General features: G+C 66.4%; 15 protein-coding genes and 1 pseudogene. 5 read left to right on the plus strand and 11 right to left on the minus strand.

The window, feature by feature from the left end; translation table 11 throughout:
- Window positions 1–41: 41 nt before the first annotated feature.
- Window positions 42–2,033, minus strand: coding sequence for an LTA synthase family protein (locus tag ASD22_RS15910; RefSeq protein ID WP_056085522.1), 1,992 nt, complete (start codon window positions 2,031–2,033; stop codon window positions 42–44).
- Window positions 2,034–2,147: 114 nt separating this feature from the next.
- Here ASD22_RS15910 and ASD22_RS15915 point away from each other — a divergent pair, with 114 nt between their 5' ends.
- Complete coding sequence (locus tag ASD22_RS15915) at window positions 2,148–2,747, plus strand: YrbL family protein (RefSeq protein ID WP_162245082.1); 600 nt, start codon at window positions 2,148–2,150, stop codon at window positions 2,745–2,747.
- Window positions 2,748–2,779: 32 nt separating this feature from the next.
- Here the strand turns inward: ASD22_RS15915 and ASD22_RS15920 are convergent, their stop codons facing one another.
- Window positions 2,780–4,468: a glycosyltransferase family 39 protein gene (locus tag ASD22_RS15920; RefSeq protein WP_082520309.1), complete on the minus strand. Its 1,689-nt coding sequence runs from the start codon at window positions 4,466–4,468 to the stop codon at window positions 2,780–2,782.
- Between the two features lie 194 nt (window positions 4,469–4,662).
- Between ASD22_RS15920 and ASD22_RS15925 the strand changes: the two genes are divergently transcribed.
- Window positions 4,663–5,196, plus strand: coding sequence for a hypothetical protein (locus ASD22_RS15925; protein WP_056085524.1), 534 nt, complete (start codon window positions 4,663–4,665; stop codon window positions 5,194–5,196).
- Here the strand turns inward: ASD22_RS15925 and ASD22_RS15930 are convergent.
- Window positions 5,189–6,958 carry a diguanylate cyclase gene (locus tag ASD22_RS15930; protein WP_056085525.1) on the minus strand — a complete coding sequence of 590 codons (1,770 nt, stop codon included), beginning with the start codon at window positions 6,956–6,958 and terminating at the stop codon, window positions 5,189–5,191. The two genes, ASD22_RS15925 and ASD22_RS15930, sit on opposite strands and share 8 nt — an antisense overlap.
- Window positions 6,959–7,165: 207 nt before the next feature.
- Here ASD22_RS15930 and tsaA point away from each other — a divergent pair, with 207 nt between their 5' ends.
- Window positions 7,166–7,708, plus strand: coding sequence for a tRNA (N6-threonylcarbamoyladenosine(37)-N6)-methyltransferase TrmO (gene tsaA, locus ASD22_RS15935; protein ID WP_056085526.1), 543 nt, complete (start codon window positions 7,166–7,168; stop codon window positions 7,706–7,708).
- A gap of 16 nt (window positions 7,709–7,724) precedes the next feature.
- Here tsaA and ASD22_RS15940 read toward each other — a convergent pair whose 3' ends face one another.
- From ASD22_RS15940 to ASD22_RS15965, 6 genes are all read right to left on the minus strand, one after another.
- Window positions 7,725–10,079 (minus strand): GH92 family glycosyl hydrolase, encoded by a 2,355-nt coding sequence (locus ASD22_RS15940; RefSeq protein WP_056085527.1) that lies wholly within the window; start codon window positions 10,077–10,079, stop codon window positions 7,725–7,727.
- Between the two features lie 231 nt (window positions 10,080–10,310).
- Entirely contained in the window at window positions 10,311–13,496 is a 3,186-nt protein-coding gene (locus ASD22_RS15945; RefSeq protein WP_056085528.1) for a TonB-dependent receptor, read from the minus strand.
- Between the two features lie 153 nt (window positions 13,497–13,649).
- Window positions 13,650–17,111: a LamG-like jellyroll fold domain-containing protein gene (locus ASD22_RS15950; RefSeq protein WP_235577671.1), complete on the minus strand. Its 3,462-nt coding sequence runs from the start codon at window positions 17,109–17,111 to the stop codon at window positions 13,650–13,652.
- A 557-nt stretch (window positions 17,112–17,668) separates the two neighbouring features.
- A complete protein-coding gene (locus ASD22_RS15955; protein ID WP_056085529.1) occupies window positions 17,669–19,291 on the minus strand; it encodes a carboxylesterase family protein in 1,623 nt (540 codons plus the stop codon).
- A gap of 184 nt (window positions 19,292–19,475) precedes the next feature.
- Window positions 19,476–20,738 carry a phospholipase D-like domain-containing protein gene (locus ASD22_RS15960; protein ID WP_056085615.1) on the minus strand — a complete coding sequence of 421 codons (1,263 nt, stop codon included), beginning with the start codon at window positions 20,736–20,738 and terminating at the stop codon, window positions 19,476–19,478.
- A 120-nt stretch (window positions 20,739–20,858) separates the two neighbouring features.
- On the minus strand, window positions 20,859–21,068 hold the full coding sequence (locus ASD22_RS15965) for a hypothetical protein (protein ID WP_056085530.1): 210 nt from the start codon (window positions 21,066–21,068) through the stop codon (window positions 20,859–20,861).
- Between the two features lie 180 nt (window positions 21,069–21,248).
- Here ASD22_RS15965 and ASD22_RS16945 point away from each other — a divergent pair.
- Window positions 21,249–21,404 (plus strand): annotated as a pseudogene (locus ASD22_RS16945) (HupB); the annotation flags it as partial.
- 37 nt (window positions 21,405–21,441) lie between these two features.
- On the opposite strand, the gene ASD22_RS15975 reads toward ASD22_RS16945, so the two are convergent.
- Window positions 21,442–22,368: a M14 family metallocarboxypeptidase gene (locus tag ASD22_RS15975; protein ID WP_056085616.1), complete on the minus strand. Its 927-nt coding sequence runs from the start codon at window positions 22,366–22,368 to the stop codon at window positions 21,442–21,444.
- A gap of 152 nt (window positions 22,369–22,520) precedes the next feature.
- Between ASD22_RS15975 and ASD22_RS15980 the strand changes: the two genes are divergently transcribed.
- Complete coding sequence (locus tag ASD22_RS15980) at window positions 22,521–23,147, plus strand: trimeric intracellular cation channel family protein (RefSeq protein ID WP_056085532.1); 627 nt, start codon at window positions 22,521–22,523, stop codon at window positions 23,145–23,147.
- 7 nt (window positions 23,148–23,154) lie between these two features.
- Here the strand turns inward: ASD22_RS15980 and ASD22_RS15985 are convergent, their stop codons facing one another.
- Window positions 23,155–23,670, minus strand: coding sequence for a DUF3016 domain-containing protein (locus ASD22_RS15985; RefSeq protein WP_056085533.1), 516 nt, complete (start codon window positions 23,668–23,670; stop codon window positions 23,155–23,157).
- Window positions 23,671–23,945 lie beyond the last annotated feature (275 nt).

Consider the following 23,945-nt stretch of genomic DNA (forward strand, 5'->3'; position numbering starts at 1 on the left):
TCCACAACAAAAACCCGGCATCGTGCCGGGTTTTTGTTTTTCTAAAGCTGCCGTGTCACGCAACAATCGGGCGTGTTCACCTTGATCGGCACCACCGCTGGTTTGGCCGCGCTGCCGGCGCTGGCCGGCACCGCATGCTGCTCGCTGGTCGGCGGCAACACGTAGCGCTGGTTGAAGTAGGCCCAGCTCGGCCACAACGCGTGCGCCAGCGCCAGCTTGTCCAGCGTCGGGTCGAGCGGCACCGGGGTAAGCGTTTCGGCGCCCACGTCGTAGTGGAATTGCTTCGCGCCCTGGTGCGGCTGCAGCACCACCAGCTGGTCGTATTTCAGGTAACCGTAGTTGTCGCCGTACTGCATGATCGCCCGGTCCGGATAACGCCGGGTGAGGTCGGCGCCCAGCATCGGGTGCACGCTGCTGATGCCGATCAGCGACAGAAGCGTGGGCGCCAGGTCGATCTGGCTGACGATGTGCTCGTCGCGCTGCACCGGCACGCCCGCGCCCAGGATCAGCGCGGGAATGTGGAAATGCCGCACCGGCACCAGGCTGGCGCCGAACACGCGGGCGTCGTGGTCGGCCACGATCAGGAACACGGTGTGATCCCAGTACGGCGATTTCTTCGCCCGCTCGAAGAACTGCCCGATCGCCCAGTCGGCATAACGCACGGTGTTCTGCACGCTGGCCGCAGGCTCCGTGGCCTTGATGCGGCCGGCCGGATATTCCCACGGCGTGTGGTTGGAGACGCTGAAGGCCAGGGTGAAGTTGGGTTTGTCGCCGTCCTGCATCAAGCGGTGATGCAGCTCGTTGAACATGTCCTCGTCGGACGCGCCCCACGACCCCGTGAAACCGGGCTTGATCTCGAACTTCGGCTGGTCGATCACCTCGTCGAAACCGTTGCCCAGGAAGAACGACTTCATGTTGTCGAAATGCGCCTCGCCGCCGTAGATGAAGCGCGAGTGGTAGCCGAATTCGCCCAGCAGGCCGGCGATGGTGAAGAAACCGCGCTGGCTGCGTGGCAGCTTCAGCACCGCCTCGGCCGGCGTCGGCAGGAAGCCCGTGTTGACCGCTTCCAGCCCGCGCACCGAGCGCGTGCCGGTGGCGTAGGTACGCGCCAGCAACCAGCCCTGCTTCGACAGCGCATCGAACTGCGGCGACAGCTGCTGCCCGCCCAGCGTGCCGATGAACTGCGCGCCCAGGCTCTCCTCCATGATGATCACCAGGTTGAAAGGCTTGGCCGGTTTCGCGCTGGCCTGCTGGCGATGCATGCTGGGATATTTCGGGTCGAGCATGGGGCCGCTGAAACCCGCCGCCTCGCGCACGATGTGCTGCATCTCGGGCTCGGGCATCTTGCCGTAGACGGCTGCGGCGGAGCGCTCGTTGCTCATGCCGCGGATCGCGTTGGCCACGTTGTAGAGGGAGTTCAGCGGCAGCGTGTTGACCATGCTGTCGTCGCTGAAGGCCACCATCGACGCGTTGAGCGGGCGATGCTCCAGCGTGCCGCGCGCCACCAGCAACAGCACGGCAAACGCCACGGCCGTCACCACCGGCCGCCACCAGAGTTTCATGCGCGCATCGACCGGCTGCGTGCGCAGCCAGCGGAAGCCCCACCAACCCAGCAGCCCCAGCACGACCAGTCCGCAAAACAGCACGCCCTTGTAGCCGTGCCACAACATCGCCGACACCTCGTGCGGGCTGTTGAGGTATTCGATGTAGAGCCGGTTCGGGCGGGTGTCGTATTCCAGGATGAACTGCGGCGTGGACACTTCCAGCAGCACGAACAGCAGCCACCACACGCGATACCACCACGCGGTGATGCGCGTGGGCCAGGCCAGATGGCCCAGCCATGGCGACAACAGGATGGGAAACGCGCAAACCATCGCCAGGAAACTCAGGTCGATGCGCCAGCCGCCGAACAGGATCGGCCACAGCCCACCCGCCGGCTGCACCCGCGACCAGAGCCACACCGACAGACCGAGCCGACTGAGCGTCAGCAGAACCATGGTGGCCGCAAAAAAGCGCCAGGAAAGCCGTCGCATACGAAGTCTCCGGTGAAGCCGTGCAGTTTAGCGCAGCGCTACGAATGCGCCGCGGGATGCGATCGTTGCGGCGCTGCCGCACAATGACCGCCTAGTCGAACAGGGATGCCACGCATGCTTCAACTCAGCCAGGCCACGCCGATCGCCACCGGCAAGCACCGGCAGGTGTACCAGCACCCGGAACAACCGGGGCAACTGGTGAAGGTGATCCGCGCCGACCTGATCGAAAACGCCGCGGCGACGGCCCGGTGGCCGCGCACCGGCCCGTATCGCGGCTACGTGCGCGAGTTCAAGGAATACCTGGCCTCGCGCCACGCCGACCCGGGCCCGACCCCGCTGGCGGCGGTCATCGGCCTGGCCGACACCGACCTTGGCGTGGGGCTGTTGGTGGAAAAGATCCTCGGCGCCGATGGCGCGCTGGCACCCACGCTGGCAACCTGGCTGGGCCGCGACGGCTTCACCGACGCGATGCGGCAGGCGCTGGACGACCTGCTCGCCGCACTGCTGCGGCACAACGTGATCGCCACCGACCTGCACGCGTTCAACATGGTTTACGGCAGCAACGACGGCACCGCGCCGCGGCTGATGATGATCGATGGCTTCGGCGAGAAAAACATCATCCCGCACCGCTCCATGAGCCGCCGCCACAACGCCACCGTCAACCGCCGGAAATTCGAGCGGCTGGTGCGCCGTTGCCAGGCCGGCGTGACCTGAACGCCACCGGCGTTGCGCGAGGCGCTGCCGACTCATTGCGGCGCCATCGAACAACCCGGCTTCACCGCCGCCGCGTCGAACAGCCACCAGGCATTGCGGTTGGCCACGCCCAGCCGAACCACCCGCGCCGGATCCACGCAGGGGCCGAGCGCCTCGCTGTTGACCAGGATCCAGCGCCGCTGCGGCGCCTGCGCCTGCCATGCCAGCGCATCGTGCATCTGCGCCGCCGGGGGCCGCGAGAAGCCGAATTCCACCGGTGGCCGTCGCGCCTGCAGCAGCAGCTCCTCGCGCCACTGCACCAGCGCCAGCTCACCGTCGGGGCCGATCCGCTCATCCGCGCTGCGCATCAGCGAGCGCACCGACTGGTTGTCATTGAGCAGCGGGTACGTGCTGACCGGCCAGGCCACCCATGCCGCGCCCAACCCCACCAGCAGCGCCAACACGCCACGGCGGGGGCGGAACCACGCCGCCGCCAGCACAAACAGCACGCCCACGCCGATCGCGCACCACCACAGCGTGGCGCCACCATCGGGCAGTTCGTAGCCGGCGGCGATACGCTGCGCGGCACGCGGGTGAGCCGATAACGCCCAGGCACCTGCGGCCAGGAAAACCACGCCCATCAGCACGCCCAGCGCAAACGCGGCCCGCGAAAACCAGCGCTTGACCAGCAAACCATCCACGAACGGCGCCATCGCCAGCACCACCATCGGCAACGCGGGCAATAGATAGATCTCGCGCTTGCCCGAGGGGATGCTGAAAAACAGCAAGGCCAGCAACCACCACGCCAACGGCAGCAATACGCGTGCCTCGCGGCCGCGCAACGCGTCGCGCCACGCCGGCAACAGCAGCGGGATCAGCAGGCAAACCGGAAACCAGTCGCGCGCCATCACCAGGAGGAAGAACCAGGCCGGCTCCGCATGCGCCCATGAATTGGCGTAACGCTGGGCGGTCTGGCGAAACAGCAGATCCTGCACGTAGGCGATATATTCGGGGGTATTGAAGCCGTAGGCCGCCACCAGCATCGGCACCAGCCACAAGCCGATCGGCAGCAGGAACGCCAGCGCACCCGCGGCCCAGCGCCAGCCATCGCCACGGGTTTGCGTCACCCCCGGCCAGTGCCGCAGCCGCGCAAACAGATACGGCAGCAGCATCAGCAGAACCAGCACGCCGACACCCTTGGTGATCACGCCCAGCCCCGCCGCGAAGCAGCCCAGCCAATACGCGCGCCAGTCCGGGCCGCGCAGGCAGTGCACCAGCAGGCCGGCATTGCCAATGGTTACCCAGAACAGCAGCAGCGGGTCGATCTGCGCGTGCTTGATCACATCCACAAACTGGATCGCCGCCAGTAGCAGCACCGCCGCCAGCAAACCGATGCGCGCATTCCACAGCCGCCGCCCTGTGCGATAGACCACCAGCAGGCTGCCCAGCCCGGCCAGCAGCGAGGGCAACAGGAAGGCACCGCGCCAGCCGCCGGTGAGCCAGAAGGTGATCGCCTCGCACCACATCAACAGCGGCGGCTTGTCCGAATACAGCTCGATCCCGCGATGCGGGAACAGCCACTGCCCGGATGTCAGCATCTGGTGCGCGACCAGCGCGAAGCGCGGCTCATCCGGCGGCCACGGGTCGCGCAGCCCGATGCCCGCGGCCAGCACCACCAGCGCCACCGCCATGAACCACCAGAACATGCGCCGGGCACGCGTATCGTCGTCGATCGTTGTCATTCTTCAGTCCGTTGTCTGCGCCGGGACTCTAGCAAAAAGCCGGCGCGTACCTGGCCGGGACGTCCAGGCGTGGGAAGCAGCAGTGTGCAACGGCGACGTTAGGATCGGCTTAGGCCGCCACCGGCGGTGCGGCAGGCTTTCCAATCCCGCCCGCACGCGCAACCATAGGCATCCTCCTCCCGAGACGTGCCCCCATGAGTGTTTCCGACGACGACTACGATGCGGACGACGCGTTCGACGACATCGAGGATGCCTCCGTGGAAACGCTGGTGTGGCAGCTGCTGCAGCTGATCAACCCGGGCGACGAGGACACCGCGTTGCAGCAGTTCGACGATTACCGCGAGACAGTGGCGTCGATGGCCGAGGACAGCTACGAGCCGGTCCACATGGTCGCCCACGTGATCGACTGGCGCTCCGGCTTCCACATCGACGTCGGCGATTCGCGGGCGCTGGTGCAGGTGATCGACGAGTTGTGCGCCCGCTGGAACCTGTCGATCGACTGGAACGGCGACCCGGCCGATGACGACTTCTTCGAGGACATGGATGGCGCCTCGCTGCTGGGCACCGCCTACGACTGCCTTGCCGAACATGGCTACACGCTGTGGGCGTGGGAGGCCGACAACGACAGCCACGCCGGCTGGATCACGCTGACCCGCGACGCGGAGCCGATGCGCGAACTGGCCACCGCGCTGGGCATCAACCTGCGCCTGGGCAGCGAAGTCAGCTGACCCGATCGGCGGCGTCCGCAGGCGGTGCGCGATCGATCGCGCGCCGCTGGTAAAGCCGCCGATCCGCCTCGCCCAGCCCGTCGGACAGCGACACGCCGTGGCCGAAACTGGCCGCGCCCAGGGTGAATCCGATCGGTGCGGAGGCACGGTCCGCTTCGAGCTCGCGCGCCACCCGCGCGGTTGCCTCGTCATCCGCGCCGCGCAGCAACAGCAGGAATTCATCGCCGCCCAGCCGTACCACCGGGTCGTCGCGCCGGGCATGGCGAAACAGGAACCGGGCCATCGCCACCAGCACCTCGTCGCCGCGCTGATGCCCGTACTGGTCATTGACCTGCTTGAAGTGATCCAGGTCGATGGTGATGCAGCCCCACGCCTCGGACGCGAACGCAGCGGACAGGTTGTCCAGGTGACGGCGGTTGAAGCACTTGGTGAGCGGGTCGCGGGTGGCCTCGTCCCACAGCCGCAACTCCTGCTGGTAGCGCTCGGTGATGTCCAGTGCATGCCCCAGCACATAGGGCTCGTCGCTCTGGTCGTCCAGCACGCTCTGGTATTGCCACACGCGCCGGCCGCCGTCCTTGGCAACCAGTTCCAGCATGCCTGCGTGGCGATCCTTGGTCATCAACTGCAACAGGTAGCTGTGGAAGGCGGCATGCCTTTCGACGGGGATGAAATCGGTCAACGGCCGCCCCAGCAGTTCGCCCACGGAATAGCCCAGCGACGCCGCCGCGGCGGGGTTCACCGACAGCAGCACGCCTTCGTAGTCGTGCGTGCAGATCAGGCCCAGGCTGAACTCGAACAGCTTGCGGAAGCGGCGGTCGCTGGCTTCCAGCGCCGCCACGACACGCCGACGGATGGAAATGTCCTGGACCACGCCCACCAGCCGCGCGGGTGCCGGCTGCATCTGTGCAAAACCGATGGTACGCACCCATATATTGCGGCCCTTGGCGGTAAGCATGGGCAACTCCATGTCCCAGCTTCCATGTGACCCGATCATGGCCGCCTTTACGGCCAATTCGATCTTTGGCCGGGCTTCTGGCGTGTAATAGTTGAACGCCTCGATCAAGGTCGGGCGATGGCCCGGCGGCATGTCGTGGACGGCGCAGGTTTCATCGGACCAATGGATCTGTTTCGTGTCCAGATCAAGCGACCACCGCCCCGATCCCATCAGCTTGTCGGTGCGGGCGACCAGTACGGCCGCCGCTTTCGCCGCCTCCAGGCGCGAAACGGCGTCCTCGCGTTGGCGTTGTTGCGCGGCCTGCTGCTGCAGCGTCCGCATGCGCAACTCCAGCGCCTCGGTCACCGCCGCGGCCAGCGCTGCCAGTATCCGACGCTGCCCGTCATCCAACTTGCGCGGCGTGCGATCAAGAATGCACAGCGCACCGACACGAACACCGTCGTGCAGCGTCAATGGCATCCCCGCATAAAAACGGATACCCGGATACCCCGTCACCAGCGGGTTCTCGGCCCAGCGCGGATCGCTGCTGGCATCAGTGACTTCCATGAGCTCGGGACCGAGGATGGTCTGCGCACAGAACGCCACGTCACGCGGCGTCTCGCGCGTGCCGGCGAAACCGATGTTGGCCTTGAACCACTGGCGCTCATTGTCGATCAGGGTGATCAGCGCGATCGGTGCGCCAGTCGCAATGGCGGTGCTGCGGGCCAGCGCGTCGAACAGCGGATCGGCCTCGGTATCCAGTGCCGACAAGGCCACAAGCCGCTCCGCGCGATCGTCTTCTGCCGCAGGTTGGGGAGCGTCGGTCATGCACGGATCCTTGGAAACTGCCCAGCTCACCATGCCACATCGTGGCCTTACGGAGCGTGACCGGTGCGTCAACCCGTGCCGGTGTTTCGCGTCTCGACACGACCACCCGGGTGAAAACGGGTTCACCCGGCTCGTGATGCAGTCAGCCACGAACCGGAGCCCCGGCCAACAATGGAATAATGGCGCTCCCCCGTACCCGCTTCGACCATGCACGACACGCCCTACTTCCTGCCCTGCCACGCCATCGCCCATGCGCGGTCACCGTATACGCAGCGCATCGACGCGCCCCACCAGTCCACCGTAGTGGCGGGCACGGCCACGGCGGTGGCGGCCGAGGCGGTGATCGAATTCGTCGAGGGTTTTCCGGCAGCCGCGTTTCGCGACCTGGCCGGGTTCGAGCGCATCTGGCTGGTGTTTGCCTTCCATCGCAGCGAGGGCTGGAAGGCCGAAGTGAAACCACCGCGCGGCGGTGGCAAGCGCAGCGTGCTGGCCACCCGTTCACCGCACCGGCCCAACGCGATCGGGCTATCGGCCGTGGAATTGGTAGCGGTGGAAGAAACGCGGCTGCGCGTGCGCGGCATGGATCTGCTCGACGGCACGCCGATCCTCGACATCAAACCTTACGTGCCCTACGCCGACGCCTTCCCCACGGCGCGCGCGGGATGGATCGACGCCATCGACGCGGCCCAGGGCCGGCAATCCGCGCCCGGACCGCGGCGTCCGCGCAAGACGCCGCCGCCCGCCTCGTAGCTCGCGCCGCCGCGGGTTACGGTTGGTAAGCGCTCATCGACGCGGGCCGCGCCGAAATAGCGGTGCCCCAACGTTTGTCGGGCTGTGCCTGCATGCTGAAATGCAACTCGCCGCCGGCAACAATCTCCGCATGACGCAGGAACGTGCGCGTCAGCGGTTTGCCGTTGAGCGTCACTGCGCCCACGTAGGGGTGGGCATCATCCAGCGGCGAGGCGCTGACCGTGAACGTGCGGCCGTTGCCGACATGCAGGCTGGCACGCGCCACGAAGGGACGGCCAATCGCGTATTCATCGCTACCAGGCGTCACCGGATAAAAGCCCAGCGCGGTGAACACGTACCAGGCCGACATCTGGCCCAGGTCGTCGTTGCCGCTGAGGCCGTCGGGCCGCGCCGCGTACTGGCTGTCCATGATCTGCTTCAGCCGCGCCTGCGTCTTCCACGCTGCGCCGGCGTAATCGTAGAGATAGGCGATGTGGTGGCTGGGCTCGTTGCCGTGGGCGTACCAGCCGATCAGGCCGGTGATGTCCTCCACGTGCTTGAAATGCGCGGGGTCGACCTTGGCGTCGAACAGGGCATCGAGCTTGGCCACGAATTTTTCATCGCCGCCCATCGCACCGATCAGGCCGGCCACGTCCTGCGGCACGTACCACGAGTATTGCCAGGCATTGCCCTCGGTGAAATCGCTGCCGTAGCCCGCCGCGGTGGGATCGAACGGCTCGCGGAACGTGCCGTCGGCGAGCCGGGCGCGCATGAAGCCGGTCTGCGGGTCCCACGCGTTCTTCCAGTTGCCGGCGCGCTTTTCGAAGGTGGCGGCGATGTCGGTCTTGCCCATCGCCTTCGCCATCTGCGCCAGCGACCAGTCGTCGTAGGCGTATTCCAGCGTCTTCGAGGCGCCTTCGGGCTCCTTGTCGATCGGTACGTAGCCCAGCTTCATGTAATCGGCCAGGTCGCCGTAGGGGCCGTAGCTGGCGCTGGCCACCATCGCGTCCAACGCCCTGGCCGCATCGAAGCCACGCACGCCCTTGATGTAGGCGTCGGCGATCACCGGCACCGCGTGGTAACCGATCATGCACCACGTCTCCAGCCCCTGGTACGCCCACACCGGCAGGATGCCGAACGGGCTGGCCTCGCGCGCAGCGATCAACGAGCGGATGAAATCGGTGCTGCGCGCGGGATGCAGCAGCACCATCAACGGCTGCTGCGCGCGATATACGTCCCACAGCGACCAGGTGGAATAGAACTCGAAATCCCTGGCGCGGTGCACCGCGTGATCCGGTCCGCGGTAATCGCCATTGACGTCCATGCTCAGCGTCGGCGACAGCATCGCGTGGTACAGCGCGGTGTAGAACTGCGTTCTGGCGGTCTTCGGCGCATCGATGTCGACCACCGCCAATGCCTTGGCCCAGGCGGCTTTCGCCTCCGCGCGGCGGGCGTCGAAATCCCAACCGGCGCCATCCTTGTCCAGATTGGCGACCGCGTTGGCTTCGCTCACCGGCGAGATCGCCACCTTCACCTCCAGCGGCTTCTTCAACGCGCCGAAATCGAACACACCGACCAGCGCGCGGCCGTTCTGCGCATCGCGGTCCACGGGTTGGTTGCCCGGCCCCTTGAAGCCCTTGTAGACGACATCGGTTTCGCGATCGAGCAACTGGCGTGAGGTCATCGGCTGCGAGAAACGCATGGCAAAACACAGCTCCCGCCCCGGTGCCCAGCCGCGCGTGGTGCGGCAGCCGGTGACCGTGCCGTCGTCGTGCACGCGCAGGTTGGCCCACAACACCTTGCCGTCGTAGTCGTAGATGCTCGGGCGCAGGTCCAGCAACACGTGCGCCGGCTTGCTCACCGGGAAGGTGTAGCGATGCCAGCCGACCCGGCGCCCGGCGGTGAGCTCGGCGCGCACGCCGTAATCGCTCAGCGTCACCGCGTAATAGCCGGCCTGCGCCACCTCGCTGTCATGCGAGAAGCGCGAGCGATAGCCGCTGCCCGGTTTGGCCGGGTCGCCCGGCTCCAACCGCACCTCACCGGCGATCGGCATCAGCAACACGTCGCCCAGATCCGAATGGCCGGAACCGGAAAAATGCGTATGCGAAAAACCCATGATGCTGCTGTCGCCGTACTGGTAACCGGCGGCCCATCTGTACGCATGCTTGAAATCCGGCATCGCCGTGTCCGGGCTTAGCTGGATCATGCCGAACGGCACCGTGGCGCCGGGAAATGTGTGGCCGTCGCCGCCGGTGCCGATGCGTGGATCGACTGACGACCAGGCGTCGGTGCCCACATCCGCGGCATGCGCGGCGCACATGCCGGACAGGGTCAGCAGGGCGATGGCGATCCGGCGCCCATGGCGGCGGATGAAGATTCTGGTTGACGACATGGCAGCCTCACCGTGGGTTAGTGATGGTCGGCTTTCGGATTGCCACCGACCTCGCCGCTCGCCGTTCGGGTCGGTCGAACCTGCGGCCAGTGTCGACCGAGTGTAATACGCCACTTCGAACAGCTCGGAACGATGAGAACGCGGCGAATGTGCACTGCCGCGTCCCTTCAGCATGGCCACGCCGGGAAGTCGCTTGCGGCAACTGCCCGGCGCACCACGCGCTCACTTCGCTCAGAAGTGGGCGCGAACACCCAGCATCACGCGACGCTCGAACTGCGTCGTGTTGGCTACCTGATCAGGCCACACCAGGTAGTAGCGCTCATGCTCGTTGGTGAGGTTGGAGCCTTGCGCGTAGACCTCCACGTTCGGCGTCACCTTGTAGCTGACCGAGGCATCGACGTAGAACGTGGGCGCCTGGTACTCCTCCATGCCCTGGATGCCGCCGAAGTTCTGCGACACGGCGCGCTTGGAGCGGTAGTTGCCCGCCACGCGTGCCTCGAACTTGTCATCCTGATACCAGACGACCAGGTTGGCCTGCTTCTTGGAGTTGTCCTGGAACGGGATGTCGTTGCCGGCCAGGTCGGTGCCCGTGTTGCTGGGCGAGAAGGTGAAGTTGGCGCCGAGGCCGAAGTTCGACCAGATGCCGGGCAGGAACTTGAAGTCCTGCTTCAGGCCGAACTCGAAGCCGTGCAGCCAGTTGCCACCGCCCTGCACCGGCCCGTTGATCGATACGCAGTGGTTGCGCACCACGCCATCCTGGTCGGGCAAGGCGCAGTTCTGCACGCTGCCGTTGTTGATGAAGCTGTCCACGTCGATGTAGAACGCGGCCACGCTGACCATGGTCGACGGGCTCATGTAGTACTCGAGCGAGGCGTCGTAGTTCGACGAGCGCCACGGGTCGAGGTCGGGGTTGCCGGAGGAGTTGCCCCCCAGCACGCGGAACAGCGTGGAACCGGGCGTCGAGGTGTCGATGCCGTAGTTGAGGGTCAGGCCACCGCCCCACTGGTCGAGGTTCAACGGCATCATGTTCTTCGAGTACGCCAGGCGCAGCTTGAGTTCCGGCGTGAAGTCGAACGCCAGGTTCAATGCCGGCAGGTAGTCGGTATACGTGCGCGAGCTGCGGATGGTGCCGTTGTCCGCGGCCAGCAGGCCGTACGGCGCGGCATCGCCCACCGCATGCTGGGTGACATCCAGCGTGGTGCGCACCATGCGCAGGCCCAGGTTGCCGCTGATCGGCACTTCGCCGTCGCTGTCGAAATCGGCCTGCAGATAAGCGGTGCGCTCCTTCAGGCGCACGGCCCAGGTGCCGCCCGGATCGACGTTGCGCTGCTCACCCGGGTACAGGGCTTCCTGGAACGCGAGCGGGTTGTCCATCGCCTTGGGATCGAGGTTGTAGATGCTCACGCCGCTGACGCCGGCCAGGCCGTTGTCGTGGCGCATGTTGTTGCCGATGATCCCGGGCAGCTGGCTGGGGTTCTGCGCGGAAATGACGCCGGCGCGGTAGAAGCCCTGCGCGTTGCCCGCAGTGCAGGCGCCGTCGATGCCGCCGCCATTCAACACCACGTCGGCGGCCTTCCAGCGCACCAGGCAACCATTCGGGTCGCTGGCGCCGTTGCCGGCATAGACCGGTGCCACCATGTTGAAGTTGATGTTCGACGCCGAACGGATGCTGCTGCGTATGCCGAAGTCGAGCTTGAAGCCGGAGTCATTGAAGCGATAGTGACCGTCGGCGCGCAGGATGTTCATGTTGCTTTCGCGCTCATGGTTGCCTTCGCTGGACACCGTCTTCAACGCGTAGTTGTTCGGATCGGACAGGTAGGTCTGCAGTGCCTGCGGCAGCGTGATCGCGAGATGGTCGCCGCGCATGTCGACGGTGACCGGCACCACGTTGGGCGCGAAGCCGTTCGGGTTGAATACCCGGTTGCTGCCCGGATAGATGAAGGTGCCCGGCGGCGCCGCATCGACCGGATCGTTGGGCCACGCCGTGCCATCGGCGTCGGCGAACTGCACGTAGCTTTGCATCAGCGTTTCATGCGCGCTGGCCGTGATGCCGCGGACGCTGCCGGTGAAATTGCCGCCGTTGTCGTAATCCAGCTGCAGGTTGAAGTTGCGCGAGATGGTGTTGGTGACATCGTTCTCTGAATAGGTCTCCAGGTCGCCGAGCCACTTCTGGTACACCTGCGTGGTGTACAGCTGCTGGTTCCAGCCTTCGTCGCCGTTGTACGCGCCCTGGATCGTTTTGCCGGTATCGCGCGCGACCACGGGCACGAACGTGCCGCCCATCCAGCTGGCCGAGTTGAGCTGGTAGCCGGTCTGCCGGTTGAACTGCTTCTGGCGGGTGAAGAACGCATCGCTGGTGAGGGTGAAACCCGCACCCAGGTCGGCCTGTGCCGACGCGTTGATGCCCAGCCGCTTGCGCTCGAGCTGGCGGTCGATGGCGGTGAAGTTCTGGCTGCCGTAGAACGCATCGCCGGCGTTGCCGTTGCCGTTGACGTCGACATTGCCGCCACCCAGCTGATGGATGGCCGAGGGGATCGGCGCGGTATTGAAGCCACCGAGGAAGCCGCTGCCATCGGTCGCGCTGGCCGCATTCTCGCCGTAGAACTTGCCGCCGTACTGGTCCATGCCGTCGGTGGAATTCTCCAGGGTGTCATCGGAATAGGCGGCCGAAACCAGCACGCCCCACTTGCCTTCGTCATTGAAGCCGATCAGGCCGTTGGCCTCCGGGTTCCACTTGTCCACCTTGGAGCCATGCGAGCCGTCCGCGGCACCGGCGACTGTCCAGCCCGATTCCAGATCCCACGGGCGGCGCGTGCGCAGATTGATCGTGCCGGTGATGCCACTGCTCAGCAGGCTGGCGGTGGGCGACTTGATCACGTCGGCACCGGAAAACAGCTGCGAGGGAATGTCGGTGAAGTTGGGTTGCACCGACACAATGGAGCCGGCGGTGAGGAACGACTCGCCGTTCAGCGTGGTGCCCACCTGCGGCAGGCCGCGCACGTTGACCGAGCTGCCTTCGCCGCCGGAACGGTTGATCTGCACGCCGGTGATGCGTTGCAGCGAGTCGGCGATCGTCACGTCGGGCAGCTTGCCGATGTCCACGGCGGAAATGCTGTCCTGGATCGAGGTGGCGTTGCGCTTCAATTCCACCGAGCGCTGCTCCGAGGCGCGGATGCCCGCGCTCACCACCACGGCCTGGAGTCGCGTGGCGCGGCGTTCGTCGCCGCTTTTGGCAGTGGTATCACTGCTCTGATCCGGTGTGCTCTGATCCGGTGTGGATTGCTGCGCTGGCGTGGATGCTGCAACGCCATTGGCGGGCGCCGCCCACACCGCTGCCGAGCATCCAAGGGAAAGGCTGGCGGCAACCGCCACCACCAGGGGTTTCATCGGGAAATTGCGGTAATTGAAACGGGTCATTTCTCTCTCCTCCGCGGTTTGAGCCGCATCCTGTTGTCGGGCCTTGTTATTGTGGTAACGCTACCTAATCAAGTGCTGACTTCCCCATCGGCGCAGCGAAGGTCGCTCACGCCTTCACGCACCGCCGCCCGGTCGGGCGACGGCATGCATGGCTCATGGGCCGCTGGCTTGCGGCGCGTGTGGTGCCGGGATGGTGGGCTTTCGTGCTTGCAGTGGCACCGATTGCTCGTGCACGTTCCATCCGCGCACTTCCACCTTGGCCGCGCCATCCAGCGCGGGCGGGTCATCGCCGGTTATGGTGATCTCACGGGTCTCGCCGGGCGCGAGGTTGAGATAGTTGCCGCTGTAGTAAGCCGGCAGTACGCGCTGGCCGTGTGCATCGACCAGGGTCAACCTGGTGCTGAGCGCTGCTTGCGGCGACGGGTTGTGAACCGCCACACGGATGCCGCCCGCGTCGCGCTGCGCCCGGACGTCCAGACCCACCTGGGGCAAATCGCCAAGCTTCTGCAGGTCGGCCGGCTCGTGCGCCACCCAGTAGAAATTGCGCGACACCAGCTTGCCGCCGGCGTCATGCAGTTGCAGTTGCACGAACACCAGGTCGTGCTCGCTCGACAAGCGGCCGATGTCGGCCGTCGCCATCGTCACCGGCGTGACCGCGACGGCCGGGGCATCCAGCGTGGCGGTGCCGGTGGCCAGCTCGCGATGCCCTTCCCCACCGGGCGCAAAGACGTGCGCGGACACGGTCAGGCCGTGCAGCGGCGCGGCGGTGTTGTTGACCACCACGATGCGGTGATCGGGCAGGTTCATCTGCACGTGCACCGGCTCGGACGCTTCCTTGACGCCGTAGTAGGACGCCTGGGTGTCGTAGTCGCTGCTGTAGATCTGCCAGGTGGTGCTGGGCCAGGCCGGGTGGCTCATCCACAACAGCCGGCCGCTGTTCTGCGTCCACAGGCCCGCGTTCAGGCCCTCGAAGATCGCCCGGTAGCTGACGTAGTTCATCATCTGCGCCTTGCGCTCGAAGTCCGCCAGGCTGGTGGCCTCGCCAAACTCGGTGCGCATGGCGGCCATGAAGCTGCCCACGTCGCCGTTACCGGATTGATGCCAGTCGTGATACGCCCAGCTGTCGCTGATCGGCCAGCGATCGGCCGCGGGCATCATCGCCTCGAACGACTCCAGCGTGGGAAACGACGGCGTGCCCACCTCGACCGCAAAGCCCTTGGCCAGCGTGGTGAAGTACGCCGCCGGCGGCTGGTAGCTGTACGGGCCGCTGTTCCACAGATTGATGCGATTGGAGCTGGGCATGTACAGCCGGGTGCCGTCGAGGTCCGCGATCAACTTGTCCAGCCGTTGATTCAGCAACGGCTGCGGCACACCCTCGTTGCGGCCAAACCACAGCGCGACGCTGGGGTGGTTGCGGTAGCGCTTGATGGTGTCGGCGGCGTTGCGCAGGAACAGCGCATCGTCCTGCGGCTCCAGGTTGTAGTCCTGGGTGGACTGCCAGAAATCGTTGAACACCAGCAGGCCGTACTTGTCGGCCAACTCGTAGAACACCGGCTCGGTGCTCTGCCCCACCCAGTTGCGCACCACGTTGATGTGGGCGTCGCGTTGCAGCTTGAAGTACGGCTCCAACCGTTCGCGCGAGATGCGCTTGAGGAAATCGTCGGTGCCCCAGCTGCCGCCTTTCACCGCGATGCGCACGCCGTTGACGCGGAGAATCAGGTACGGCGCCAGCCGCTTGTCGGTCAGTTCGGTCACCGCCGGCGAATGTTCCGCTGCCGGCAACAGGGAATAGGCCCACGCGTCCGGCGTCTCGCGGATGCCCTTGTGGGTGACGTCGACCAGGCGTTCGCCCGGAGCGCTCGTCATGTCCGGCGTCACCAGCACCCGACGCAAACTGCCTTGCCGGTCGAACAGAGAAAGCTCGTAGCTGATCTGACGGATGCCGAACTGGAACTGCGATTGATCGGACGTCTTTCCGTCCGTCGCGAAACTGACCTTCATGTCGTACAGGTACGGCTCACCGTAGCCGTTCGGCCACCACAGGTGTGGGTGCTGCACCCGCAGCGCCGGGAACTCGGCGGGGCGCAGTTTTACCGTCGTGCCGCCGGGCGCCACCGTCACCGCCTTGTCCACGCTGACGTCGCCGAAGGCGATCCGCAGTTGCCCCTGAATGGGCGTGGCGCCGGCATTTTCCAGCGGCACGTCTACGTCGATTTCCGCCTGGTGATGGTCCGCATCCGGCAAGCGGGTAACGACGTGGGTATCGCCTATCCGCACCGGGCCGGCTGCGCTCAGCACCACTTTCTGCCACAGGCCGGTATCGCGATCGCGGATCGCCGGGATCCAGTCCCAACCTTCGTTGGCGATGAAGGTGGGGCCATCCAGCGCCTCCATGCCGCCGTTGGGGCCGGCGCCGGCGCTGATTGATTGTTCGTGCGCCACGCCGGGATTCGGCGGCGGCGACACACGCACCGCGATCGCATTGTCCTGACCGGGCTTCAGCAAGCCCGTGACATCGAACTGCCCGCGGATGAAGGCGCCCACGACCTGCCCCGCGCGCTGCCCGTTGACCCACACTTCGGCGGCGTAATTGATGCCGTCGAACGTCAGTCGCAACGGCTGGCCGGCAAGCCCGGCCGGCAAGGCGAACGTGGTGCGATACCACCAGTCGTGCTGATGCAGCGACTCGGGGATGGCCATGTTGTTGAGGCCGTACGCCGGGTCGGGATAGACGCCGCGGTCGATCAGGGTAGTCAGCACGGTGCCCGGCACCGTCGCCTTCATCCACGGCTTGCCGGCCGCGTAACCCGGCAGCGAAATGGCGGTGCCTTTTGCGCCGTCGAGTTCCGTGGCGGAAGCGAGCTGCCAGCGTCCCAGCTCCCACTGCCGCGCGCCGTCGGGCTTCAGGGCCATGCGATCGCCTGGCGCTTTTTCGGAAGGCGCGGAAAACGGCGCGCGACTCACCGGCAAGGTTGCCGGCGGCTGCGGCTCCACCTGCCCGGCCATCTGTTTGACCTGCACCGGCCAGTGCGGCGAGGCGTCGGCATACCGGGTCAGCTGCGGATCGGGCGGCCGCTTGGCCATGGCCGCCAGCTGGCGGCTGTCGAGAGCGCCATCCTGCACGGTGAAACCGGCCACCTTGCCACCGAAGTGGTCCGCATCGGGCCATGGCGCGACGGGCGCGATGACCATCTTCGCGGCAACCGCGACCCGCGGTGCCGTCGTGGACGCCACCCGTTTGCCGTCCAGGTACAACGAGAAACCGTCGGCGTTGGAGACGGCCGCGATGAAATGCCAGTGCCCCGCACTCAAGGCAGCCGGCGATGACACGGTCGACGCGTTTCCCCACCAGAATCCCAGCCGACCGTGATCGATCAGGAAGTAGCGCGCCGCCCCGGCGGGATCGCCGAAACCGGCCAGCAATACTTTTTCTTGCGACACCTGCGCCGGATACACCCAGGAATGGGCGCTCCAGTCGGCCTTCGCGTCGAGCACCGTGGCGTGATCGGGCATCGGCGCATCGAGCCCGACGCCACCTTGCAGGACCTGCGCATTCCAGGGGCCGTGGACGGCAGCGGAAACCACCGGCACGACCATCCACAAGACGGCGGCCATGACGATGGCGCGTGCAACGCGAAATGCGTTCCCGGTCTCTCTGTTCAGCATTCCAGATCCTCCCCGGATCCTCGGCGTGTTGACGAGCTGCGTGACGCATTCGGCTGACGCTTCCCCATCGACCTCACGCGTTCCGCGGAAGGGAACGCGATGGAAGCGGCTCCTACATTCGAGTCACGAATCGCGGGAGCTTGGTAACGTTACCCGCCCGATATAGTGAAGTCAACTCGCTGAAGCGCAGTGGTCGGGAAGTCGGAAATCAGGCGGTTCCGCCACGGCTGACGGCGAGGAAAATCAGCGGGGCACGCCGCCTTGACGATTCAGACGGCCAAATCCTTAACGGGCACTCCTGGAGAGCAGGACGCCAGTCCGTTTTGTCGGGATTCGGGCAAGAACGCCCTCTTCCGCCCCGCGGGCACCTTGCCCCCAAACGGGGAGGAAGCTGGCACGCGCGGAACCGTTGGGAATCCTGGCGAGCCGTCATCCCGCGGGCCGCTTCCAGCAACGAAGCGGGTCAGGCGGGAATCACGACCAGAGCCACATCGCGCGGCCTTGCCTCAGAGCGCGCCGGGCTGGCTGGCATAGAACTGCTGCAGGAATGCCTGTCGCGCCGCACCGTTGTCCGCGGCGCTGTGCGGATGCGCATCGATGGTCTGGCGCAGCAGTCCACCGGCGGATTCGGTCGCTGCGGGCCACTCCGGCAGGCCCTCGCCGTTCGGGTTGCCGTGCTTGATGAACTGCGCGAAATAGCCTTGCAGCATGCGCGACGTCTCGCGGTCATCCGTCGTCCACGCATAGACGGGATTGCCGTCGAGGTTGCCCAGCGCGTACTCGATCTCGGCGCTGTGCACCGCACCGGCATCGGCGGTTTCGCCCGCCGCGGGATGCCGCTTGGCCGGTCGCGGCTGGTCGTAATAATAGAAATACACCGGTGCATCGCCGGTGTGGCGGGCCAGATCCATCCAGCGCCAGGTGCTGTGCGCGATGAACATGTCGCCCGCCAGCGCGATGCCCGAGCGCTTCACTGCCTCCTCGTCATTGCCCGGATACAGCGCCAGCGCACGCGGCGCCTGCGCGCCGAACAGGCGCTCGAGCGCGGCGCGATAGTTGGCGGGCGTGGGGGCCTTTCCATCGAGCAGGCCGACATACGAACCTTCCTGCGAATTGCTGCCCAGCAGCAGCGGCACGGCGGCCTGTGCGCCGCGCGCGAAGGTGACCGCTGGCGACTCGGTGAGGAAATAGCCGTCCACATCGGGTGCGAACCGGGGCGTGGACTTGTCCGCCGTGGCCTGCAGCAAGGCATCGGCAGGCATGGCGCGCAACGCCGCCAGCGAACCGGCGCCGACCTGCGCCATGAACTTCTCGCCGCGCTGTTGCGCCACGGCCCGCGACAGCGGCGCCAGCGGTGCGATCAGCGCGCCACTCTCGCCGATGGCACCGGCGATCACCTCCCTGGACAAGGGCGAGGCCATCAATGCGCTCACCGACATGGAGCCGGCCGACTCGCCACCGATGGTGATCTTCGCGGGATCGCCGCCGAAGCGGGCGATGTTCTGCCGCACCCAGTGCAGCGCCGCGTTCTGATCCAGCAAACCGTAGTTGCCGGCCGCGTGCTGCGGCGATTCGGCGGCGAGCGCCGGCAAGGCCAGGAAGCCGAACACGCCCAACCGGTAATTCACCGTCACCGTGACGATGCCCTGCGCCGCCATGCTGGCACCGTCGTAGCGCGGCTCCGACGCATCGCCCGCCACGTAGCCGCCGCCGTAGAAATACACCAGCACCGGCAGCTTGTTCCCGGTCGCTTGCGCCGGCGTCCACACGTTGAGGTAAAGGCAATCCTCGCTGACGCCGTCGCTGCGAAACACCATGTCGCTGAAGATGGGACGCTGCATGCAGCGCGGCCCGAAGCGCTTCGCCTCACGCACGCCCGACCACGGCGCCACCGGTTGTGGCGGCTTCCAGCGCAACGCGCCCACCGGCGGCGCGGCGTAGGGAATGCCGTGAAACTCGCGCAGGGCGACGTCGCCCTCGGTGCTGCTGTTGCCGGCAATAGTGCCCGCCGTCAACGACACGGTGGGTGCCGTCGCGCCGGCGGAGAGCGCCGTGCAGGCCAGCATCATCATCGCCACGGCAGCGGCGCCACGGTGCAGCGGGTGGCGCCATACGGGAGAGAGTTTCATCGGCGGGGATCCTGATGGAGAGTCCCGGCAGCGTAAAACATTCTGGTGTGGACGGTAGCGTTTTCCATGGAAATGCGCGGCGAACGCCACTACGGGAGGGACGTCAGCGGCGGTGTTTACGATCTTCATCGCGGCATGAAAGGCATCGCGACTGAAGTCGCTCCCACAGGGCCAACGCGCGAGCCTAAAGCTGTTCGGCCGCTTGCGACGACAGCCAGTCGAACACGCGCTGGCGCCAGGGCCGTTCACGCCATTGCGCCAGGGTGAGTTCGCGCGAGCGGGCGATGTCGCGGTCGATCACCCCGGTCATGTGCGCGGCGAAGGCGTGGTCGTAGATGTTGATATTGGATTCGTCGTTGAGCTGGAACGAGCGGTTGTCGAAATTGGCCGAGCCGCCGATGGTGAGGTAGCCGTCCACGATCATCAGCTTGTTGTGGAACAAGGCGGGCTGGTAACGGTAGATGCGCGCGCCGGCCTGCAGCATCGCGCCCCATTGCGCCTGCGAGGCGTTGCGCACCATCGTGCTGTCCACATGCGGGCCGGGCACCACCAGCCGCACGCGCACGCCACGCTTCAGCGCATCGCGCAGTGCGGTGAGGGTAAGTTCGTCGGGCACGAAATAGGCCGCCTCCAGATCGATGCGGCGGCGGGCACCGTTGATCGCCATCAGGTACATCAGCTGCATGTTCTCGCTGCCGCCCTCGGGCGAACTGGCGAACGCCTGCACCGCCAGGTCGCCCCGGGCCGGTGTCTCGGGGTAGTAGTCCGGACCCAGCAACGCTTCACCGGTGGTGGCCAGCCAGTTGTCCCCGAAGATGGCCTGCATCTGCGCCGCGGCCGGCCCATCCACCCGGAACTGCATGTCGCGCCAGCGATCCGGTTGCAGGCCGTTGCCCTCCCACGCATCGGCGATGCCCACGCCGCCGTTGAACGCCACTTCGCCATCCACGATCAGCAGCTTGCGGTGGGTGCGGTTGTTGATGCGGTCGAGCGAGTACCAGTGCAGCGGATGGAAATACTCGAAGCGCACGCCACCGTCGCGCAGTGCATCGATGGCGTCCTGTTTCATGCGGGTGGAGCCGAGCCAGTCGGCCAGCACATGCACTTTCACGCCGGCCCGCGCGCGTTCGGTCAAGGCCTCGATGAACCGTTTCGAGACCTCGCCCGACCAGTAGATATAGGTTTCCATGTTGATGCTGTGGCGGGCACCGCGGATCGCCGCCAGCATCGCGGGAAAGATTTCCTCGCCGTTCTGGAAATCCGCCACCGCGTTGCCCACGCTGACGCTTGGCCCCAGCAGCGTGCCGAGCTCGCGCCGAAACTGCGCGCTTTCCACCGCACTTACATGGCCCAGCCGCTGCTGCAGTTGCCTTTCCTGCGGCCACAGGTTCAGCAGGACAATACCGATCAGCGCCGCCGCTACCGCACCGATCAGCAGCCAGAGCAGGTGTCGTCGCCACCGTACCGCCATTGCCATCGCGCCCGTCCTCGGTGTCGTTCATCGCCGGTGAACGGCGCGCCATTCCCTGCCCGTCCGCGGCGACTGCGCCGCCGCAAACGTGTAGCTCTAGCAGGAGCCAACCAACTCGTGGGCGAACGATTGCGCCGCTTCCATGGCCTCATCCTCGCTTGCGAAATGTTCCGCCGGCACCGTGCGAAGCGAGCCATCGGGGAGCCGTACGGTAGCGCTGAACAGCCCGTCGTCCTGCCTGTTCAAAATCGCGGCGAAGGATTTGCCGCTGTCCTCGAAGGTGCGTTCCTGGTGGGCCTGGCTCATGGTGCGACCTCGCAGCTTGGATGGTGGAAACGCATCAATGCCACAAGGCCATGGCAGGCAATGTGAAGAAAAGGCCTGCAGGTACGACGGTTTTTGTTCACACCGCTGCAGCCGATTCAAGACTGCGCGTTAACCCCGCGGGCGGTACGTTGCACACCTACCCGTCAACGGAGCGCCGTCATGTCCCAAGGTGACAAATCGTCCTACACCAACAAGCAGAAACGCGAGGCCGCGCACATCGAGAAGAGCGAGAAGAAGGAAGGCAAGTCGGAGAAGACCGCCGAGCGGATAGCCTGGGCGACCGTGAACAAGCAGGACGGCGGCGGCAAGAAATCCTGATCGCCCACGCCGCCATCGCCGATGGATCGTCGCCCTAGCAGGCGTGTTGCAACGCGTAATCGATCGCCGCGCATACGGCCGCCACCTGCGCGTCGTTGCATTGTTCGGGCGTCGCGCGCGGGCTGTCGGGGTAGACCTCGGTGGTGGTCTTGTAAGGCGCATCGGTGATGCCGGCGCACAGGCCCAGCGCCTTCAACGCATAGGCGATCACGCCCGGCCCCACCACGGGCGAGCCGATGATTTCGCCGCGGGCATCGGCCGGTGCGATGTGGGTCACCTTGGCCACGGCGTCGATGATGGCCTGCTGGAACGCCGGCTGCGGATGCTCGCTGTCGTCCACCAGATAGAAGCCATCGGGGATTTCGCCGGGCACGTACGCCACGCCATCGCGGGCGGCCAGCGCGGGGCGGAATTCCGATTCGTCCGTGTCCGTGGTTTCGTGCAGGTCGACGTGCACCAGCACGCGATCGCGGAACGGCGCCACCAGCCGCATCAGCGCCGCCGATTCCTGCGCCGGGCTGTTGTCGCGAAACGAGCGGTTGGGATCGAGCGCCCGCATGTTCCATCGATGAATCCGCTCGTAGCCCCAGGGGCTGACGCAGGGCACCACCATCAGGTTGGCCTTGCCCGCGTAATCCGCCGCGTGCCGGTCGGCGAACTGCAGCGCGCCGTGCACACCACTGGTCTCGTAGCCGTGCACGCCGCCGGTCACCAGCACGCAGGGCAGCGCCTCGCGCCAGTCGCGGCTGCGGATGGCCAGCAGCGGGTAGCTGTCCGGCGGGTAATCCAGCTGGCCGTAGGGGATCACGTCGAAACGCGAACGCAGCGCGTCGACGGCATCGAGCACATCGGCCCGGTAGCTGCGCTGGACGCGCTGGCGCGATTGCCAGGCCGCCACTTCCGCCTCGCCCCACGGACGGCCGGGCGTGCCGATGGGATAGGTTGACTGGCTTGTCGTCATGCGCATGCTCCCGGCGTGGAAAGCCACGCACTGTAGCACCGGGTGCGGAACCGCCGGGTCAACGTGGCGGCGCGGCACCATGCTCTTCGCGTCGCCGGATGGGCTAGATTGTTCGACGGGAATCGCCGCGCGGCGCGGGTGATGGAACCGGCATGAACGAACAACTGCTTTTCAACGTGGTGGATCTGGCCGGCACGTTCGCCTTCGCGATCAGCGGCGCCACCGCGGCGCGACGCTGCCAGCTCGACCTGTTCGGCATCCTCGCCATCGCCTACATCACCGCCTGCGGTGGCGGTATTGCGCGCGACGTGATGATCGGCGCGATCCCGCCGGCCGGCCTGTCCGACTGGCGCTACCTGCTCACCGCGGTGATCGCCGCCCTGTTCACCATCGCCGCGTATCCGTGGGTGGAACGGCTGACCTACCCCGTGCGCCTGTTCGACGCGATGGGCCTGGGCCTGTTCGCGGTGTACGGCGCGCACAAGGCCCTGCTGTTCGGCCATAACGCGGAGGTGGCGGTGCTGCTGGGCATGGTCACCGCGATCGGTGGGGGCATGGCGCGCGACGTGCTGCTGACCCGCGTGTCGATCGTGTTGCAGAAGGAGATCTACGCACTGGCGGCGCTGGCCGGCGCCGCCATGACGGTCATCGGCGAGCGCCTGGGGTGGCCGCCGGTGTGGGCGACATGGTTGCCGATCCTGCTCTGTTTTTCGCTGCGTTTCCTGTCCCTGCACCGCCACTGGAACCTGCCGCGGTTCGGGCGCGATCCGGACGCCTGACGATACCTCAGAGCTTGTCGGGGCCCTGGCGCAGCCAGCGGTCGATCATCGGCCTTTCGTAGCGCAGCGAGTCGTTGTCGCTGATGCCGGCGTGGTCCATGAAGGACATGTCGCGCAGAATGCGGCTGCCCTGGCGCAGCACCTTGCCGTCGGCGCCATACAGCGTGAAATCCAGATCGATCCGCGGCGGATAGCGGCTCTTGATGATGCGGATGGTGCTCAGGTGCGGCCCGTGCCAGGGCTCGTATTCGCCGGCCAGGTCCACGTCCGTCACCGTGATGTCCAGCCGTTGGCCCGGCGCCAGGATGCGCGACGCGCGCTGGGCGATGTAATCCTTGAGCGGGTTCAGATAACCATTGGCATCGATCGGATGCGCGAACGCGCTGCGCTTCGTCTCGGTGAACAGCTTCGGGTCGGTGTAGTGGACGGTGACGTTGGTCGGTGGCGGCGCCGCATGCACGCTGGCGCAGGCAAGCGCCAGCACGGCCAGGCAACCGAGCAGTGGCGTGGAGGAAAGTTTCATCGCAAGTCTCCCGAAGCGGGTCAGGGCAGCGTCAGCGCCTGGCGGGGGAAAGCCCTGCTGGGCAGCCGGTTCCGGCCCAGTATACGTCCGCGATTCCACGCGTTCGGTGAACCGCAGCCATCGCCGGATCCGCCCCGCCGCAGGTTTGCGGAAACCTTGTCGCAGCTTGCACGCGCGGAGGTCCACACTCGCCCGCGATCCGGTTGCCGGCCCGCGCGTCGACCTCATCGGACCACCCCGCCGGGCGCACCGGCATCCCGACCGAGAGGATTCCA

Source organism: Rhodanobacter sp. Root480 (genome assembly GCF_001426645.1).
In the GTDB taxonomy this organism is placed as follows: domain Bacteria; phylum Pseudomonadota; class Gammaproteobacteria; order Xanthomonadales; family Rhodanobacteraceae; genus Rhodanobacter; species Rhodanobacter ginsenosidimutans.

Excerpts from the sequence above, each read along its gene's own strand:
- ASD22_RS15910 (WP_056085522.1), bottom strand. The coding sequence starts at position 2,033 with ATGCGACGGCTTTCCTGGCGCTTTTTTGCGGCCACCATGGTTCTGCTG.
- ASD22_RS15915 (WP_162245082.1), top strand. The coding sequence starts at position 2,148 with ATGCTTCAACTCAGCCAGGCCACGCCGATCGCCACCGGCAAGCACCGG.
- ASD22_RS15920 (WP_082520309.1), bottom strand. The coding sequence starts at position 4,468 with ATGACAACGATCGACGACGATACGCGTGCCCGGCGCATGTTCTGGTGG.
- ASD22_RS15925 (WP_056085524.1), top strand. The coding sequence starts at position 4,663 with ATGAGTGTTTCCGACGACGACTACGATGCGGACGACGCGTTCGACGAC.
- ASD22_RS15930 (WP_056085525.1), bottom strand. The coding sequence starts at position 6,958 with ATGACCGACGCTCCCCAACCTGCGGCAGAAGACGATCGCGCGGAGCGG.
- tsaA (WP_056085526.1), top strand. The coding sequence starts at position 7,166 with ATGCACGACACGCCCTACTTCCTGCCCTGCCACGCCATCGCCCATGCG.
- ASD22_RS15940 (WP_056085527.1), bottom strand. The coding sequence starts at position 10,079 with ATGTCGTCAACCAGAATCTTCATCCGCCGCCATGGGCGCCGGATCGCC.
- ASD22_RS15945 (WP_056085528.1), bottom strand. The coding sequence starts at position 13,496 with ATGACCCGTTTCAATTACCGCAATTTCCCGATGAAACCCCTGGTGGTG.
- ASD22_RS15950 (WP_235577671.1), bottom strand. The coding sequence starts at position 17,111 with ATGGCCGCCGTCTTGTGGATGGTCGTGCCGGTGGTTTCCGCTGCCGTC.
- ASD22_RS15955 (WP_056085529.1), bottom strand. The coding sequence starts at position 19,291 with ATGAAACTCTCTCCCGTATGGCGCCACCCGCTGCACCGTGGCGCCGCT.
- ASD22_RS15965 (WP_056085530.1), bottom strand. The coding sequence starts at position 21,068 with ATGAGCCAGGCCCACCAGGAACGCACCTTCGAGGACAGCGGCAAATCC.
- ASD22_RS15975 (WP_056085616.1), bottom strand. The coding sequence starts at position 22,368 with ATGACGACAAGCCAGTCAACCTATCCCATCGGCACGCCCGGCCGTCCG.
- ASD22_RS15980 (WP_056085532.1), top strand. The coding sequence starts at position 22,521 with ATGAACGAACAACTGCTTTTCAACGTGGTGGATCTGGCCGGCACGTTC.
- ASD22_RS15985 (WP_056085533.1), bottom strand. The coding sequence starts at position 23,670 with ATGAAACTTTCCTCCACGCCACTGCTCGGTTGCCTGGCCGTGCTGGCG.